Below are 14677 nucleotides of genomic sequence, written 5' to 3'. Positions count from 1 at the left end.
GTAAAAACACAAGTCATTTGACTTGTGTTTTTTTATTTCCCATGAAATAGATTTGGTTCCATTAATAAAAAATTTGAAATATAGTAAGGGATTTTTTGAGCAGAAATACTTAGAAATTGATAAATAAATGGATAATCTTCAGAACTATAACTGCCAAGTAAGTCATACCACCAATCTGTTTCATACCTAGAAATCATGCTTAAATTATAGAGTAATAAATAATGAATGAGGAGTTCAGGTAATATTGGCTTAGGATTTCTAGGATCAGTCGTAAGTGGCAAATAATAAGTATTAGTAAGATGTTCATAGTATAAAGGAGTACTGTACATAGGATTCCATGATTGAATGGGCGCCGTAAAAAGTAAATTCGATTCATTAGTCTTCTCAGGTACGTGCTGTATTGATAAATGCTTACAAGATGTTTCAATGTAACGAGAAAATCTCTCTTTAGTCATATGTAATCGATCTAGTAGGTTGACTGAAAAGGAGAGCTCATTTTTAATTGTTGAATCGATTTTATATAAAGTTGATCCTTTCTGACTATAACGAAATAAATTTTGTAATTCTGGAATATTTCCCATTAGTTCTAACATGTTAAATTTTTCTGCTTCTAAGTGTTTCATGTGAAACAGTTGTTCTGCAACATGAGTAAATAATCCGTTTTTTTGTACCTTCACCTCATCTTCTAAAAATTGATACCCTTGTTTTTTTCGTTTGCGAGTTGTAACGCCATGAGCTAAAACAGTAGTGGATTCAGGATAGTTAGGGTCAATAGTTAGTAGGCATGCTTTAAAAAGTTGACTAATTCCATAAAATAACAACATTGGTTGAATGGAAAATGGAGCTGTCTTATATAATTCATAATAATTTTTCCCGTGTTCTAAGTAATAAATAAAGGGATAACAATTTTCAAAACTTTTTTTTTCGGCATCCTGAATAGAGGATTTTTCGTAACAACGGGCAAGATAACGTTGTACGTTTTGAGATGAAAAAAAGAAACTTAACTGCTGCCAAGTACAAGATGTTTGATGCATATATTACGCTCCTTTTATTGTCTAAAAATTCTAACATATATATACGTCCTTGACAGTATTTTAACCAATTGATAAGCTACTAATAATAATTTCTGGTATCATAGGGGGAACAATTATGTGGGAATCTAAATTTGTTAAAGAAGGTTTGACTTTTGATGATGTATTACTTGTACCAGCTAGGTCAGATATATTACCAAGAGAAGTAAGTGTTAAAACAGTTTTATCTGAAAGCTTACAGCTAAACATCCCGTTAATTAGTGCAGGAATGGATACAGTAACAGAAGCTGACATGGCTATTGCAATGGCTCGCCAGGGTGGTTTAGGAATTATTCATAAGAATATGTCTATTGAGCAACAAGCAGAGCAAGTTGATAAAGTAAAGCGCTCTGAAAGCGGCGTTATTTCAGATCCTTTCTTCTTAACTCCAGAACATCAAGTATATGATGCAGAACATCTTATGGGAAAATATCGTATCTCAGGTGTACCGGTTGTAAATAATTTAGATGAGCGAAAATTAGTTGGTATTATTACAAACCGTGATATGCGCTTCATCCAAGACTACTCAATCAAAATTTCTGACGTAATGACAAAAGAACAATTAATTACAGCTCCAGTTGGTACTACACTGGAAGAAGCTGAAAAGATCCTACAAAAGTATAAAATTGAAAAACTCCCTCTTGTTGATAATAACGGTGTATTACAAGGGCTTATTACAATAAAAGATATTGAAAAAGTAATTGAATTCCCAAACTCTGCTAAAGATAAGCAAGGACGCTTATTAGTTGGAGCAGCAGTTGGTGTAACAGCGGATGCTATGCTTCGCATCGATGCATTAGTAAAAGCTAGTGTAGATGCAATTGTACTTGATACAGCACATGGGCATTCTAAAGGTGTTATTGATAAGGTAAAAGAAGTTCGTGCTAAATATCCATCACTAAATATTATCGCTGGAAATGTTGCTACTGCTGAAGCAACGAAAGCACTAATTGAAGCTGGTGCAAACGTAGTTAAAGTTGGTATTGGACCAGGTTCTATTTGTACAACACGCGTTGTAGCCGGTGTTGGTGTACCACAATTAACTGCGGTTTATGATTGTGCAACAGAAGCTCGTAAACACGGCATTCCAGTTATTGCTGATGGCGGTATTAAGTACTCTGGTGATATGGTGAAAGCTTTAGCGGCAGGAGCACATGTTGTTATGCTAGGTAGCATGTTTGCAGGTGTTGCAGAAAGCCCTGGAGAAACTGAAATTTACCAAGGTCGTCAATTTAAAGTGTATCGTGGTATGGGTTCTGTCGGTGCGATGGAAAAAGGAAGTAAAGATCGTTACTTCCAAGAAGGCAATAAAAAACTTGTCCCAGAAGGTATTGAAGGACGAGTACCATATAAAGGACCTTTAGCAGATACAGTTCACCAATTAGTTGGTGGCTTACGTGCAGGTATGGGATATTGCGGAGCACAGGATTTAGAATTCTTACGCGAAAATGCACAATTCATTCGTATGTCAGGTGCTGGCTTACGTGAAAGTCATCCTCATCACGTACAAATTACAAAAGAGGCTCCAAACTACTCATTATAATGTCTTATATACAAATAGACAGAGATTTGATATCTCTGTCTATTTTTTTTTGATTATGTTAGAATAACGGTTATGTGAGTACTTAGATATTGGGGGTAGCAAAAGTGAAAGGTATGTTTTGCAAAAGATTCATTGCTTTGGTAACAGTGCTTACACTAGCTTGTAGCATTTTTATGCCATATAGCAATGCATCAGCTGAAACAGGAGCCGCTTTAAACATTGAAGCAGGTGCGGCAATTTTAGTAGAAGCGAATTCTGGGAAAATTTTATATCAAAAGAATGCAGATGAATTATTATCCATTGCTAGTATGACAAAGATGATGAGTGAATATTTAGTTCACGAAGCAGTGGATAAAGGAAAACTTAAGTGGGACCAGAAAATTAAGGTTTCTGAATATGCATATAAGGTTTCACAAGATGCTTCATTATCAAATGTTGCATTAGAAAATGGTGGCTCTTATACAGTAAAAGAGTTATACGAGGCAATGGCAATCTTTTCTGCAAATGGTGCAACAATTGCATTAGCAGAAGCAATTGCAGGTAAAGAAGTAGACTTCGTAAAAATGATGAATGATAAATCGAAAGAACTAGGGTTGAAAAATTATAAATTTGTCAATTCTACAGGTTTAACGAATAAAGATTTAAAGGGAATGCATCCTGAAGGAACAACAGCGGATGAAGAAAATAAAATGTCTGCAAAGGATGTTGCAACTTTAGCACAACATTTAATTAAAGATTATCCAAAAGTGTTAGATACAGCAAAAATCCCTAAAAAAGAATTCCGTCCAGAAAAAGAGAAGTTTGCAATGTCGAACTGGAACTGGATGTTAAAGGGCTTAGTTAAAGAATATGATGGCGTAGACGGCCTAAAAACAGGCTCAACTCCAGAGGCAGGAGATTGCTTCACTGGTACGGTTGAAAGAAACGGAATGCGTTTTATTTCTGTAGTTATTAAAACAAGTTCTCATACAGCACGTTTTGATGAAACAAAGAAGCTATATGATTATGGATTTGCTAACTTTGAAGTAAAACAAATGTATAAAAAAGGTTCTTCAGTAAAAGGACAAGAAACAGTACGAGTAGAAAATGCGAAAGATAAAGATGTAGCAGTTCAAACGAAACAAGCTATTTCACTTCCAGTGCCAAAAGGAAGTAAAGATGTTTATAAAACGGAATTAAAAGAATCAAGCAAGGGACAAGAAGCACCTATTAAAAAAGGAGCTGCGCTTGTTCAAATGGTAATTACGCCAAAAGATACAAACGACCCTGGATTTTTAACTGGTAAGTCACTGCAAGTGGATCTTGTAACAACATCTGAAGTAGAAGAAGCAAACTGGTTTACTCGTGCTATGCGCGGAATTGGTTCATTCTTTAGTGGCATGTGGAATAGTGCTGTTGATACAGTAAAAGGTTGGTTTTAAAAGCTCCTCATGATAGGAGCTTTTTTTTATTCCTATTTTTCATACCGACTTTATGAAAAAGTAGTAGACAAGCATCTGATAGTTAGTGGTAGAATGTAAGAGTATTCTTAATTTTCGCCTTTAACGGGGGAAAGCAATTCACCTAGGGGGGTTTTTGTACATGACAAATGTAACAGGGACAGAACGTGTAAAACGTGGAATGGCAGAAATGCAAAAAGGCGGCGTTATTATGGACGTAGTTAACGCTGAACAAGCAAAAATTGCAGAAGAGGCAGGCGCAGTTGCCGTTATGGCATTAGAGCGTGTACCAGCAGATATTCGTGCAGCAGGTGGCGTTTCTCGTATGGCAGACCCAACAATTGTTGAAGAAGTTATGGGTGCGGTGTCAATTCCGGTTATGGCAAAATGCCGTATCGGTCACCTTGTAGAAGCACGTGTATTAGAATCATTAGGGGTAGACTATATCGATGAGAGTGAAGTATTAACTCCTGCTGATGAAGTATACCATTTAAATAAACGTGATTACACAGTTCCATTTGTATGTGGTTGCCGTGATATCGGAGAAGCTGCACGTCGTATTGCAGAAGGTGCATCTATGCTTCGTACAAAAGGTGAACCAGGAACAGGAAACATTGTAGAGGCAGTGCGTCATATGCGCCAAGTCAATGCAGAAATCCGTCAAGTTGCGAGTCTACGTGAAGATGAGTTAATGACATATGCAAAAAATACTGGCGCTCCTTACGAAGTATTACTTGAAATTAAACGTCTTGGTCGCTTACCAGTTGTAAACTTTGCGGCAGGTGGTGTAGCAACACCAGCAGATGCAGCATTAATGATGCAACTTGGTGCTGATGGGGTATTTGTTGGATCTGGTATCTTCAAATCAGAAAACCCAGAGAAATTTGCACGTGCAATCGTTGAAGCAACGACTCATTATGAAGATTACGAACTAATTGCAAGCCTTTCTAAAGGATTAGGTAATGCAATGAAGGGTGTCGAAATTTCAACGTTATTACCAGAACAACGCATGCAAGAGCGTGGATGGTAATTAAAGGAGAACTTTAAAATGGTGAAAATCGGTGTACTAGGTCTTCAAGGTGCAGTTCGTGAGCATGTAAAATCAGTTGAAGCAAGTGGTGCAGAAGCTGTTGTTGTAAAGCGTATAGAGCAACTTGAAGAGATTGATGGTCTTATTTTACCAGGCGGTGAAAGTACAACAATGCGCCGTCTTATTGATAAGTATGCTTTCATGGAACCACTTCGTACATTTGCAAAGTCTGGTAAACCAATGTTTGGTACATGTGCAGGGATGATTCTTCTTGCGAAAACACTTATTGGCTATGAAGAAGCACATATTGGTGCTATGGATATTACAGTTGAGCGCAATGCGTTCGGACGCCAAAAGGATAGTTTTGAAGCTGCGCTTTCAATTGAAGGCGTGGGTGAAGACTTCATTGGTGTATTTATCCGTGCGCCGTATGTTGTAGAAGTAGCTGATAATGTTGAAGTGCTTTCTAAGCATGGTGACCGAATGGTAGCGGTAAGACAAGATCAGTTTTTAGCTGCTTCATTCCATCCGGAATTAACAGATGATCATCGTGTGACAGCATACTTTGTTGAAATGGTAAAAGAAGCGAAAATGAAAAAAGTTGTATAAGTAACTTGCAACTTGTATAAGATTATAGTAAATTGATGGTAACAATTTTATAAAATAAGCGTGTTGATAGGAAATAGTAACAAATGTCGTTTCTTATAGAGAGTCGATGGTTGGTGGAAATCGATAGAAACAGTTTGTGAATCCATCCTGGAATGGAATGTGGAATATCTTTTGGATTAGTAAGCATTCCCGGTGAAGAGCCGTTATTTCTACTTGAGAGGAAAGCGGTAATGCTTTCAACTAGGGTGGCAACGCGGGTTAACTCCCGTCCCTTTATATAGGGACGGGAGTTTTTTGTGTTTTATAAAATAAAAGGAGGAGTATATAATGCTTGATATTAAATTTTTACGTACAAACTTTGAAGAAGTAAAAGCGAAATTACAGCATAGAGGCGAAGATTTAACTGATTTCGGCCGTTTTGAAGAACTTGATACGAGAAGAAGAGAACTACTTGTTCAGACAGAAGAATTAAAAAGTAAACGTAACGAAGTATCTCAACAAATTTCTGTATTAAAGCGCGAAAAGAAAGATGCAGAGGCTCTAATTTTAGAAATGCGTGAGGTTGGAGAAAAAGTAAAGGATCTTGATAACGAACTTCGTACAGTTGAAGAAGACTTAGAAAGATTAATGTTATCTATTCCAAATATCCCTCATGAATCTGCTCCAGTTGGTGAAACAGAGGATGATAATGTAGTAGCACGTACTTGGGGAGAAGTGAAAGAATTTACTTTTGAGCCAAAACCACATTGGGATCTTGCTACTGATTTAGGAATTTTAGATTTTGAACGCGCTGGGAAAGTAACAGGAAGCCGCTTCGTATTTTACAAAGGTGCTGGTGCAAGATTAGAGCGTGCTTTAATTAGCTTTATGCTTGATCTTCATACTGATGAGCATGGATATGAAGAAGTATTACCTCCATATATGGTAAACCGTGCAAGTATGACGGGAACAGGACAACTTCCAAAGTTTGAAGAAGATGCATTCCGTATTGAAAGTGAAGATTACTTCTTAATTCCAACAGCTGAAGTACCTGTAACGAATATGCATCGTGATGAGATTTTAAATAAAGAGCAATTGCCTATAAGATATGCTGCATTTAGCTCTTGCTTCCGTTCTGAAGCAGGTTCAGCTGGTCGTGATACACGTGGTTTAATTCGCCAGCATCAGTTCAATAAAGTAGAGCTTGTGAAGTTCGTAAAACCAGAAGATTCTTATGAAGAATTAGAAAAATTAACAAATGATGCAGAACGCGTGTTACAATTATTAGAGTTGCCATATCGCGTTATGAGCATGTGCACAGGCGATTTAGGATTTACAGCAGCGAAGAAATACGATATTGAAGTATGGATTCCAAGCTATGGCACATATCGTGAAATTTCTTCTTGTAGTAATTTTGAAGCTTTCCAAGCGAGACGTGCAAATATCCGTTTCCGCCGTGAGCCAAATGGAAAACCAGAACATGTTCATACATTAAATGGATCTGGTCTTGCAATCGGACGTACGGTTGCAGCTATTTTAGAGAACTACCAACAAGAAGATGGTACAATTATAATTCCAGAAGTTCTTCGCCCTTATATGGGAGGAAAAACAGTTATTAAGTAAATTTAAACATTCATCGGTATGAGTGATTGGTAATTATGAGCGTTGTCAGTACTGTAATGTAGGAAGGGGAAAGTAAAATTTTCCTTTCCTCATAATTTATTTTAGTAGGGTTGACTAACTGTTTTTCTTTTGATATTATATTTGATGTCAATATGGAGGTATACCCAAGTCTGGCTGAAGGGATCGGTCTTGAAAACCGACAGGCGGCGAGAGTCGCGCGGGGGTTCGAATCCCTCTACCTCCTCCAGATATAATTGACAACAGCGCATATAAGTGGAGATTGGAGAACTCGTTACCAACACGTAACGAGTTTTTATTTTAAAACCAATCATAAAGTATGGTGTAAGGTAATTTTGTCCTTATTACACACTCATATTCCGATGATTATCTTCATAGATATGAAAGGAGTCAACATGGATCTTATTATACAAACGTTTCCTTTAGATGGAAAAACTTTATATTATGTACAATGTCCTGTCTGTAAGAACAATAGAATTTTAAACAGTGGTGCAAACGTATCACGCATTATTAGTGATGATACATTCCGTAAACTTTGTGGTTGTACTTGTGATGTAAAACAAGCTACGAGTAAAGTAGAGGCGCCAAAACAAGTTAAAAAAGCAGCTGTAAAGAAAGCGGCGGCTCCAAAACGTACAGGTAAAGTATTAACGGCAGTAATTAACGGGAAAGAAATGACTGTTAAAGAGATTGCTGAAGCATATGATATTAGTACAAGTACTGTTCGTCAGCGCATTAACGCAGGAAAACCTGAGAGTGAAATTATTGCTCCAACAAAGAAGAAGTAATTTAATAGGAAAACCCGTGCATATGCACGGGTTTTTTATTTTACAAGTTTACGTGTTTGTTTTAAAAAATGGCCAATTTTTTTAATGATTGGTTCGATTGAATCACCATCTTTTAAAATATCGTACTCATTAATATTTAAGCGTAATACAGGGCATGAATTAAAGTTGTTAATCCAGTTTTCATAACGTCCATGCATTTCTTTCCAGTACTCAATTGGTGTTTGCTGTTCCATTGGGCGCCCGCGTTCTTGAATACGATCGACAATATCATCGAAAGAACCTTCTAAGTAAATTAATAAGTCTGGATGAGGGAAGTAAGGAGTCATGACCATAGCGTCAAATAAACCTTTGTATGTTTCATAATCAGTTTCCGTCATTGTTCCTTTTTCATGATGCATCTTTGCGAAAATTCCAGTGTCTTCGTAAATGGAACGATCTTGAACAAAACCGCCACCATATTCAAAAATTCTTTTTTGTTCCTTAAATCGTTCTGCTAAAAAGTACACTTGTAGGTGGAAGCTCCAGCGAGTGAAGTCCGCATAGAACTTGTCCAAATATGGATTGGAATCTACTTTTTCAAATGATGTGCGATAACCTAAAGCATTAGCTAATGCAGTTGTCATAGTTGATTTACCCACACCTACCGTTCCGGCGATAGTGATTACTGCGTCATTGGGTATATCATATTTTTGCCTTAAATTCATTATTATTTCGACTCCTTTAAGAGAGTATTTTGAAGGGCAGATAGGATGACGTTTAAATCATCAGGATTTTTTACAAAATCCATATCGTCTCCATTAAATTTCAATACTGGTATTTCCGGATGATCTTTTTTAAAAGCATCCATTGCTGTTTCATAATCTTTTGTGAGCTGTAGTAAGTAATTTGGATCCATGTTTTTTTCAAATTCTCTTCCGCGCATGGCGATTCGTTTTTGCAATGTTTCTAGGCTAGCTGTTAAATAAACAATGACATTTGGCACAGGCATATCTTGTGTAAGGATACGATAAATTTGCATGTATTTGTCATATTGGGAGTCTTTTAATGTGCGGGATGCAAAAATTAAATTTTTAAAGATATGGTAATCCGCTACTACTGGTTTCCTTTGATTCAAATACTTTATGTTAATGTCTTCTAATTGTTTGTATCTATTACAAAGAAAGAACATCTCTGTTTGAAAACTCCATTCGTCGATGTCTTCATAGAACTTTCCTAAAAAGGGATTTTCATCAACAATCTCTTTTAGTAAGTGGAGTTGCATGTGAGTTGAAATTTCCTTCGCAAGTGAAGTTTTTCCAACACCAATTGGTCCTTCAACCGTGATAAATGGTACTCCGGTCACGCTGTTTCCTCCTTTCAATCAGTGATTTACCGTGACTACTAAAAACACAAAACAGAATTATTGTAGCACAAGAGGGAAGCGAGCGGGTTAATTTGATATAAAAAGTTAGAAAATAGATATATGTATTAATTAAATTTTATTTTGGTTGATGATGTTATAGTTGCTTTCAATGTAGTTTCCATTATTTTTAAAGCATGTATATTATCTTGGTCGTTGTTAGAGGCGATACAATCCTCTGGTACATACAATGTATAATTTCTCATATGAGCATCATTAGCTGTAAATAGGATACATATATTTCCGGCAACCCCTGTTAATATTAGATTTTCTATTTTTAAATAACCTAGTAATGAATTTAAAGGTGTTTCATAAAAAGCGGAATAATGTGGTTTAATAAAAATGTAATCATCAGAACTTGGAGCAATCTTATGGATTATGTTTTCGCTATATTCATTTGTACAATGAGTAATAAGTTGGTCGATATCAGATCTCCACAGTTGATAATGGTCATTAACGTAAATTATAGGACAGCCGAAGGATTTCATTTTTTTCTTTAATTGTAAAATAGGGTTTGTTATAATTTCACATTTTTTAGCTAGAATGGGTCCGTGGGAAAATTGAAAGTCATTAATCATATCGATAATGAGCAAGGCGGTATTTTTCATATGTAATCCCCTCTCTTTTTTCTTTTAGGGTGGATTGAATTTGTAAAAGTTATCCCCTGTGTAGTAAATGGAAATAAGTGTACTTTATTTGTAATGAAAGGACTATGTTATGGAACAAGATCAAGATATTTATTTTATGCAATTAGCGATAGAAGAAGCTAAAAAGGCAGAGGAAATACAGGAAGTACCAATTGGAGCAGTTATAGTGTTAGATGGTGAGGTAATTAGTGTTGCCCATAATTTAAGGGAAACTGAGCAGAGATCAATAGCTCATGCTGAGTTGCTAGCGATAGATGAGGCGTGTAAAAAATTAGGGACATGGCGTTTAGAAGATGCAACATTGTATGTAACATTAGAACCTTGTCCAATGTGTGCAGGTGGAATTGTTTTATCACGAGTGAAGCGAGTTGTATATGGTGCAAGTGATCCGAAGGGCGGATGTGCAGGGACATTGATGAATCTTTTAACGGATGAACGCTTCAATCATCAATGTGAAGTAGTATCTGGTGTACTAGAGGAAGAATGCGGTACGTTGTTAACAAGCTTTTTTAGAGAGCTTCGTAAAAAAAGAAAAGCAATAAAAAAATTAGAGAAGAATACTGGGAACTAACGTATTTGCATTTTATAAAGAAACAAGTTATACTGATAATGCCTTTAATGAAGGCAACCGAATATTGGTTTTAACTTTGCCGTGCTAAGCGGGGAGGTAGCGGTGCCCTATACTCGCAATCCGCTCTAGCGAGGCCGAATCCCCTCTCGAGGTTATGTTGCTGTAAGGTCTGCCTTAAGTAAGTGGTGTTGACGTTTGGGTCCTGCGCAACGGGACCCCGTGAACCTTGTCAGGTCCGGAAGGAAGCAGCAATAAGCGGGTCTTCTCGTGTGCCGCAGGAGTGCCTGAACCGAGCTAACTGCTTGAGTAACGCTTATGGTACGTAATCGACGGAGGGTGCACGGCAGTTATATATGTATACAAAACTCACCTTAATACAAAGGTGAGTTTTTTGTATAGAAAATAACTTTTGGAATCTATAAACAGAATGGGTTATAATAAATGAGATAATAACCTTTGAGGGAGGCCGTATTTTCGTGTCATACCAAGCGTTATACCGAACATGGAGACCGCAAAAGTTCGAAGATGTAGTCGGTCAAAAGCACGTGACAAAAACGTTGCAAAATGCCCTTCTTCAAGAGAAAGTTTCACATGCTTATTTATTTTCTGGCCCGAGGGGAACAGGAAAAACGACAATTGCAAAAGTATTTGCAAAAGCAATTAACTGTGAACATGCTCCGGTAGCTGAACCTTGTAATGAATGTCCTTCTTGTTTAGGAATTACACAAGGATCCATTTCAGATGTATTAGAAATTGATGCGGCTTCAAATAACGGTGTAGATGAAATTCGAGATATTAGAGATAAAGTAAAATATGCTCCAAGTGCTGTAGAATATAAAGTATACATTATTGATGAAGTTCACATGCTTTCTATGGGTGCATTCAATGCGCTTTTAAAAACCTTAGAAGAGCCGCCAGGACATGTTATCTTTATTTTGGCGACAACAGAACCTCATAAGATCCCGCCTACAATTATTTCACGTTGTCAGCGTTTTGAATTCCGAAAAATATCAGTGAATGATATTGTTGAGAGATTATCAACGGTCGTGACAAATGAAGGTACGCAAGTGGAAGATGAGGCATTACAAATTGTTGCGCGTGCTGCTGAAGGTGGTATGCGTGATGCACTTAGTCTTATTGATCAGGCTATATCTTATAGTGATGAGACCGTTACGACAGAAGATGTATTGGCCGTAACAGGATCTGTTTCTCAGCAATACTTAGGCAATTTAGTAGAATGCATACGTGAAAATGATGTATCAAGAGCATTGCAAATCATAGATGAAATGATGAGTAAAGGGAAGGATCCAGTTCGTTTTATGGAGGATTTCATTTACTATTATCGTGATATGCTTTTATATCAAACTTCACCGCAACTAGAACATATGTTGGAACGAGTAATTGTAGATGATCAATTCCGTAAGTTGAGTGAAGAAATGCAACCGGAAGTGATCTATGAGATTATTCATACCCTTAGTAAGGGACAACAGGAAATGAAGTGGACAAATCATCCGCGTATTTTCTTAGAAGTTGTTATGGTGCAATTGTGTCAACAGTTTATGATGCAAGCAAATGGTACAGATCGTTTGCAAGCAATTATGAACAGGATGCAGCAACTGGAGAAAGAGTTAGAGCAAGTTAAAAAGAACGGTGTGCCAGCTGGTGTACAACAGGAAGTAAGAGAGACACGTGCAACACCAAAGCCGGTAAGAACAGGAAGTATGAAGATTCCTGTCGGACGTGTAAATGAAGTATTAAAACAAGCGAAGCGTCAAGATTTAGAACAATTAAAAGCTGTATGGGGTGAGTTGTTAGGAAGACTCAAATCATATAACAAAGTAGCGTTTGCTGTTTTACTAGAAAATAGCGAACCAGTGGCAGCTTCAGATGACACTTACGTTTTAGCATTTCAATATGAGATTCACTGTAAGATGGCGAGCGAAAATCGAGAAGCTATGGATACAGTAGAACAAGCTTTATTTGAATTGCTAAGTAAAAGGTTAAATATGATTGCCATTCCAAAAAGTGAATGGGGTAAAATCCGTGAAGACTTTTTACAACGTGAAGGTGGAGAGTCTGAAGAAAGCCCAGAGAAAAAGGAAGATCCTCTTATAGAAGAGGCAGTGAAATTAGTAGGGCAAGAACTCATTGAAATAAAAGAGTAATAATAATTAGGAGGAATTAATTATGATGCGTGGCGGAATGGGAAATATGAATAACATGATGAAACAAATGCAAAAGATGCAAAAGGACATGGCGAAAGCACAAGAAGAGCTTGGTGAAAAAACAGTTGAAGGTACAGCTGGCGGCGGAATGATTACAGTTATCGCAAATGGTCACAAGCAAATTCTTGAAGTGAAGATTAAAGAAGAAGTTGTAGATCCAGAAGATATCGAAATGCTACAAGACTTAGTATTAGCTGCAACAAATGATGCACTTAAAAAGGCTGATGAGCTTTCAAACTCTACAATGGGTAAATTTACAAAAGGTTTAAACTTACCAGGTGGAATGTTCTAGGAGGATATTGATACATGCATTATCCAGAACCAATATCAAAACTAATCGATAGTTTTATGAAGTTGCCAGGTATCGGACCGAAAACAGCGGTTCGATTGGCATTTTTCGTATTAGATATGAAAGAAGATGATGTGTTAGGTTTCGCGAAAGCACTTGTAAATGCGAAGCGAGATTTAACGTACTGTTCTGTATGCGGACATATTACTGATCGTGATCCTTGTTATATTTGTAATGATTCACATCGAGATCAATCAGTTGTTTGTGTCGTACAAGAACCGAAAGATGTAATCGCGATGGAAAAAATGAAAGAGTATCAAGGTGTATATCATGTGTTACGTGGTGCGATTTCTCCTATGGAGGGAATTGGACCGGAAGACATTAATATCCCGCAACTCTTAAAGCGACTACATGATGAAACGGTACAAGAAGTGATATTAGCAACAAACCCTAATATTGAAGGGGAAGCTACAGCGATGTATATCTCCCGCCTCTTAAAACCTACAGGCATTAAAGTAACTCGTATTGCACATGGTCTGCCAGTTGGTGGAGATTTAGAATATGCAGATGAAGTGACATTATCCAAAGCGTTAGAAGGTCGCAGAGAAGTATAAGAGGAGAAACGAAAATGTTCTTTCAAAAAAAGGGTAAATTGCGTAAAGAGTATGACGATAAGTTAATTGTACTTTTGGAAAAAGTGAAGAATGAGTGGTTACGTCAGAAGAGAATGGTCGAACAAAGTGTAGAACCGTCTCAAGATGTCATTTGTTCTTTGAAAATAGCAGAGGCGAAATATTTCTTTTTGTTGAAAGAAGCAAAGCGTCGTCCTGTAAAAATGGAACAATGGTAAAAGGTTCTGCTTTCTAAGCAGGCCTTTTTATTTTATTTGTTAAATGCTGAGGTATCGTTTTATTTAGTTTATATAAAAGAGATGCTGCATATGATAACTGTTCTTTTTTATTGTCTTGTCCCATACAAATAGATGTATAGGTCATTCATAAGGAGGAAAAAATGAATTCTACAATTATTATTGTTGGCATTCTTACTTTAGTATTTATTTTTCTTGTTTTTGGTGTTGCCTCTAAGCCATTACGTTTTATAGGTAAGGTGATTTTTCATGTTACTTTAGGAATAGCATTGCTTTTTATCGTAAATGTTGTAGGGACATATTTTGATTTTCATATCCCGATTAACATGGGGACAGCAGCAATAACGAGTTTGTTAGGCTTACCGGGTGTGGCAGCATTAGTGATTATTAAGCTTTATATCATGCCAAGATAAAATTATTTTGGCATTTTTTTAAAAAGTGTTGACTATTAAATGATTAATATGGTAAATTAATAAGCGTCGTCAGCAACGAAAGAAAAAAGCTGTTGACAGATTTAACGAGAAGTGTTAAATTATAAAAGTCGCTGAAACGCGATATTGAACTTTGAAAACTAAACGA

The 14677-nt window shown here is 36.8% G+C and carries 16 protein-coding genes, 1 tRNA gene, 1 other RNA gene and 1 other annotated feature; of the genes, 14 read left to right on the top strand and 4 right to left on the bottom strand.

Features of this window, described 5'->3' with window-relative positions; translation table 11 throughout:
- Nucleotides 1–32: 32 nt before the first annotated feature.
- Nucleotides 33–1034 carry a YaaC family protein gene (locus ACQGSG_RS20860; protein ID WP_000554288.1) on the bottom strand — a complete coding sequence of 334 codons (1002 nt, stop codon included), beginning with the start codon at nucleotides 1032–1034 and terminating at the stop codon, nucleotides 33–35.
- A 115-nt stretch (nucleotides 1035–1149) separates the two neighbouring features.
- Here ACQGSG_RS20860 and guaB point away from each other — a divergent pair, with 115 nt between their 5' ends.
- From guaB to ACQGSG_RS20825, 7 genes are all read left to right on the top strand, one after another.
- Entirely contained in the window at nucleotides 1150–2613 is a 1464-nt protein-coding gene (guaB, locus tag ACQGSG_RS20855) for an IMP dehydrogenase (protein ID WP_000264088.1), read from the top strand.
- Between the two features lie 113 nt (nucleotides 2614–2726).
- Nucleotides 2727–4034 carry a D-alanyl-D-alanine carboxypeptidase DacA gene (dacA, locus tag ACQGSG_RS20850; protein ID WP_141521821.1) on the top strand — a complete coding sequence of 436 codons (1308 nt, stop codon included), beginning with the start codon at nucleotides 2727–2729 and terminating at the stop codon, nucleotides 4032–4034.
- Between the two features lie 160 nt (nucleotides 4035–4194).
- Nucleotides 4195–5082 carry a pyridoxal 5'-phosphate synthase lyase subunit PdxS gene (gene pdxS / locus ACQGSG_RS20845; RefSeq protein ID WP_000186165.1) on the top strand — a complete coding sequence of 296 codons (888 nt, stop codon included), beginning with the start codon at nucleotides 4195–4197 and terminating at the stop codon, nucleotides 5080–5082.
- A gap of 18 nt (nucleotides 5083–5100) precedes the next feature.
- Nucleotides 5101–5691 (top strand): pyridoxal 5'-phosphate synthase glutaminase subunit PdxT, encoded by a 591-nt coding sequence (gene pdxT, locus ACQGSG_RS20840; protein ID WP_000238783.1) that lies wholly within the window; start codon nucleotides 5101–5103, stop codon nucleotides 5689–5691.
- 54 nt (nucleotides 5692–5745) lie between these two features.
- Nucleotides 5746–5967: a binding site (T-box leader), on the top strand.
- A gap of 51 nt (nucleotides 5968–6018) precedes the next feature.
- On the top strand, nucleotides 6019–7293 hold the full coding sequence (gene serS / locus ACQGSG_RS20835; RefSeq protein ID WP_000884186.1) for a serine--tRNA ligase: 1275 nt from the start codon (nucleotides 6019–6021) through the stop codon (nucleotides 7291–7293).
- A 154-nt stretch (nucleotides 7294–7447) separates the two neighbouring features.
- Nucleotides 7448–7540: transfer RNA gene (locus ACQGSG_RS20830), tRNA-Ser, on the top strand.
- A 166-nt stretch (nucleotides 7541–7706) separates the two neighbouring features.
- Nucleotides 7707–8099 carry a DUF3797 domain-containing protein gene (locus tag ACQGSG_RS20825; protein WP_000364196.1) on the top strand — a complete coding sequence of 131 codons (393 nt, stop codon included), beginning with the start codon at nucleotides 7707–7709 and terminating at the stop codon, nucleotides 8097–8099.
- 35 nt (nucleotides 8100–8134) lie between these two features.
- On the opposite strand, the gene ACQGSG_RS20820 is transcribed toward ACQGSG_RS20825, so the two are convergent.
- The 3 genes from ACQGSG_RS20820 to ACQGSG_RS20810 all read right to left on the bottom strand — a co-directional run bounded on the left by ACQGSG_RS20820 (nucleotide 8135) and on the right by ACQGSG_RS20810 (nucleotide 10106).
- A complete protein-coding gene (locus tag ACQGSG_RS20820; protein WP_001053585.1) occupies nucleotides 8135–8803 on the bottom strand; it encodes a deoxynucleoside kinase in 669 nt (222 codons plus the stop codon).
- 2 nt (nucleotides 8804–8805) lie between these two features.
- Complete coding sequence (locus tag ACQGSG_RS20815) at nucleotides 8806–9441, bottom strand: deoxynucleoside kinase (RefSeq protein ID WP_000148218.1); 636 nt, start codon at nucleotides 9439–9441, stop codon at nucleotides 8806–8808.
- A 125-nt stretch (nucleotides 9442–9566) separates the two neighbouring features.
- Complete coding sequence (locus tag ACQGSG_RS20810) at nucleotides 9567–10106, bottom strand: isochorismatase family cysteine hydrolase (RefSeq protein ID WP_000798712.1); 540 nt, start codon at nucleotides 10104–10106, stop codon at nucleotides 9567–9569.
- A gap of 109 nt (nucleotides 10107–10215) precedes the next feature.
- On the opposite strand from ACQGSG_RS20810, the gene tadA reads away from it, so the two are divergent.
- The 7 genes from tadA (at nucleotide 10216) to ACQGSG_RS20775 (ending at nucleotide 14511) form a co-directional block, all read left to right on the top strand.
- The gene (gene tadA, locus ACQGSG_RS20805; RefSeq protein WP_000434332.1) at nucleotides 10216–10716 is read left to right on the top strand and encodes a tRNA adenosine(34) deaminase TadA; all 501 of its coding nucleotides are present in this window, start codon (nucleotides 10216–10218) and stop codon (nucleotides 10714–10716) included.
- Between the two features lie 79 nt (nucleotides 10717–10795).
- Nucleotides 10796–11060, top strand: an RNA gene (gene ffs / locus ACQGSG_RS20800) — signal recognition particle sRNA large type.
- A 132-nt stretch (nucleotides 11061–11192) separates the two neighbouring features.
- A complete protein-coding gene (gene dnaX, locus ACQGSG_RS20795; RefSeq protein WP_000121575.1) occupies nucleotides 11193–12881 on the top strand; it encodes a DNA polymerase III subunit gamma/tau in 1689 nt (562 codons plus the stop codon).
- Between the two features lie 25 nt (nucleotides 12882–12906).
- Nucleotides 12907–13233 carry a YbaB/EbfC family nucleoid-associated protein gene (locus ACQGSG_RS20790; RefSeq protein ID WP_014894853.1) on the top strand — a complete coding sequence of 109 codons (327 nt, stop codon included), beginning with the start codon at nucleotides 12907–12909 and terminating at the stop codon, nucleotides 13231–13233.
- 14 nt (nucleotides 13234–13247) lie between these two features.
- Nucleotides 13248–13844, top strand: a complete 597-nt coding sequence (recR, locus tag ACQGSG_RS20785) for a recombination protein RecR (RefSeq protein WP_325843084.1) — start codon at nucleotides 13248–13250, stop codon at nucleotides 13842–13844.
- A 14-nt stretch (nucleotides 13845–13858) separates the two neighbouring features.
- Entirely contained in the window at nucleotides 13859–14080 is a 222-nt protein-coding gene (locus tag ACQGSG_RS20780; protein WP_000466019.1) for a YaaL family protein, read from the top strand.
- 161 nt (nucleotides 14081–14241) lie between these two features.
- Entirely contained in the window at nucleotides 14242–14511 is a 270-nt protein-coding gene (locus ACQGSG_RS20775) for a pro-sigmaK processing inhibitor BofA family protein (RefSeq protein ID WP_001089273.1), read from the top strand.
- Nucleotides 14512–14677: the final 166 nt, after the last annotated feature.

The organism is Bacillus sp. GMa5/1, assembly GCF_050172015.1.
In the GTDB taxonomy this organism is placed as follows: domain Bacteria; phylum Bacillota; class Bacilli; order Bacillales; family Bacillaceae_G; genus Bacillus_A; species Bacillus_A cereus.
The sequence above is the reverse complement of the archived record's forward strand: the minus strand, read 5'-3'. Positions and strand labels throughout refer to the sequence as shown.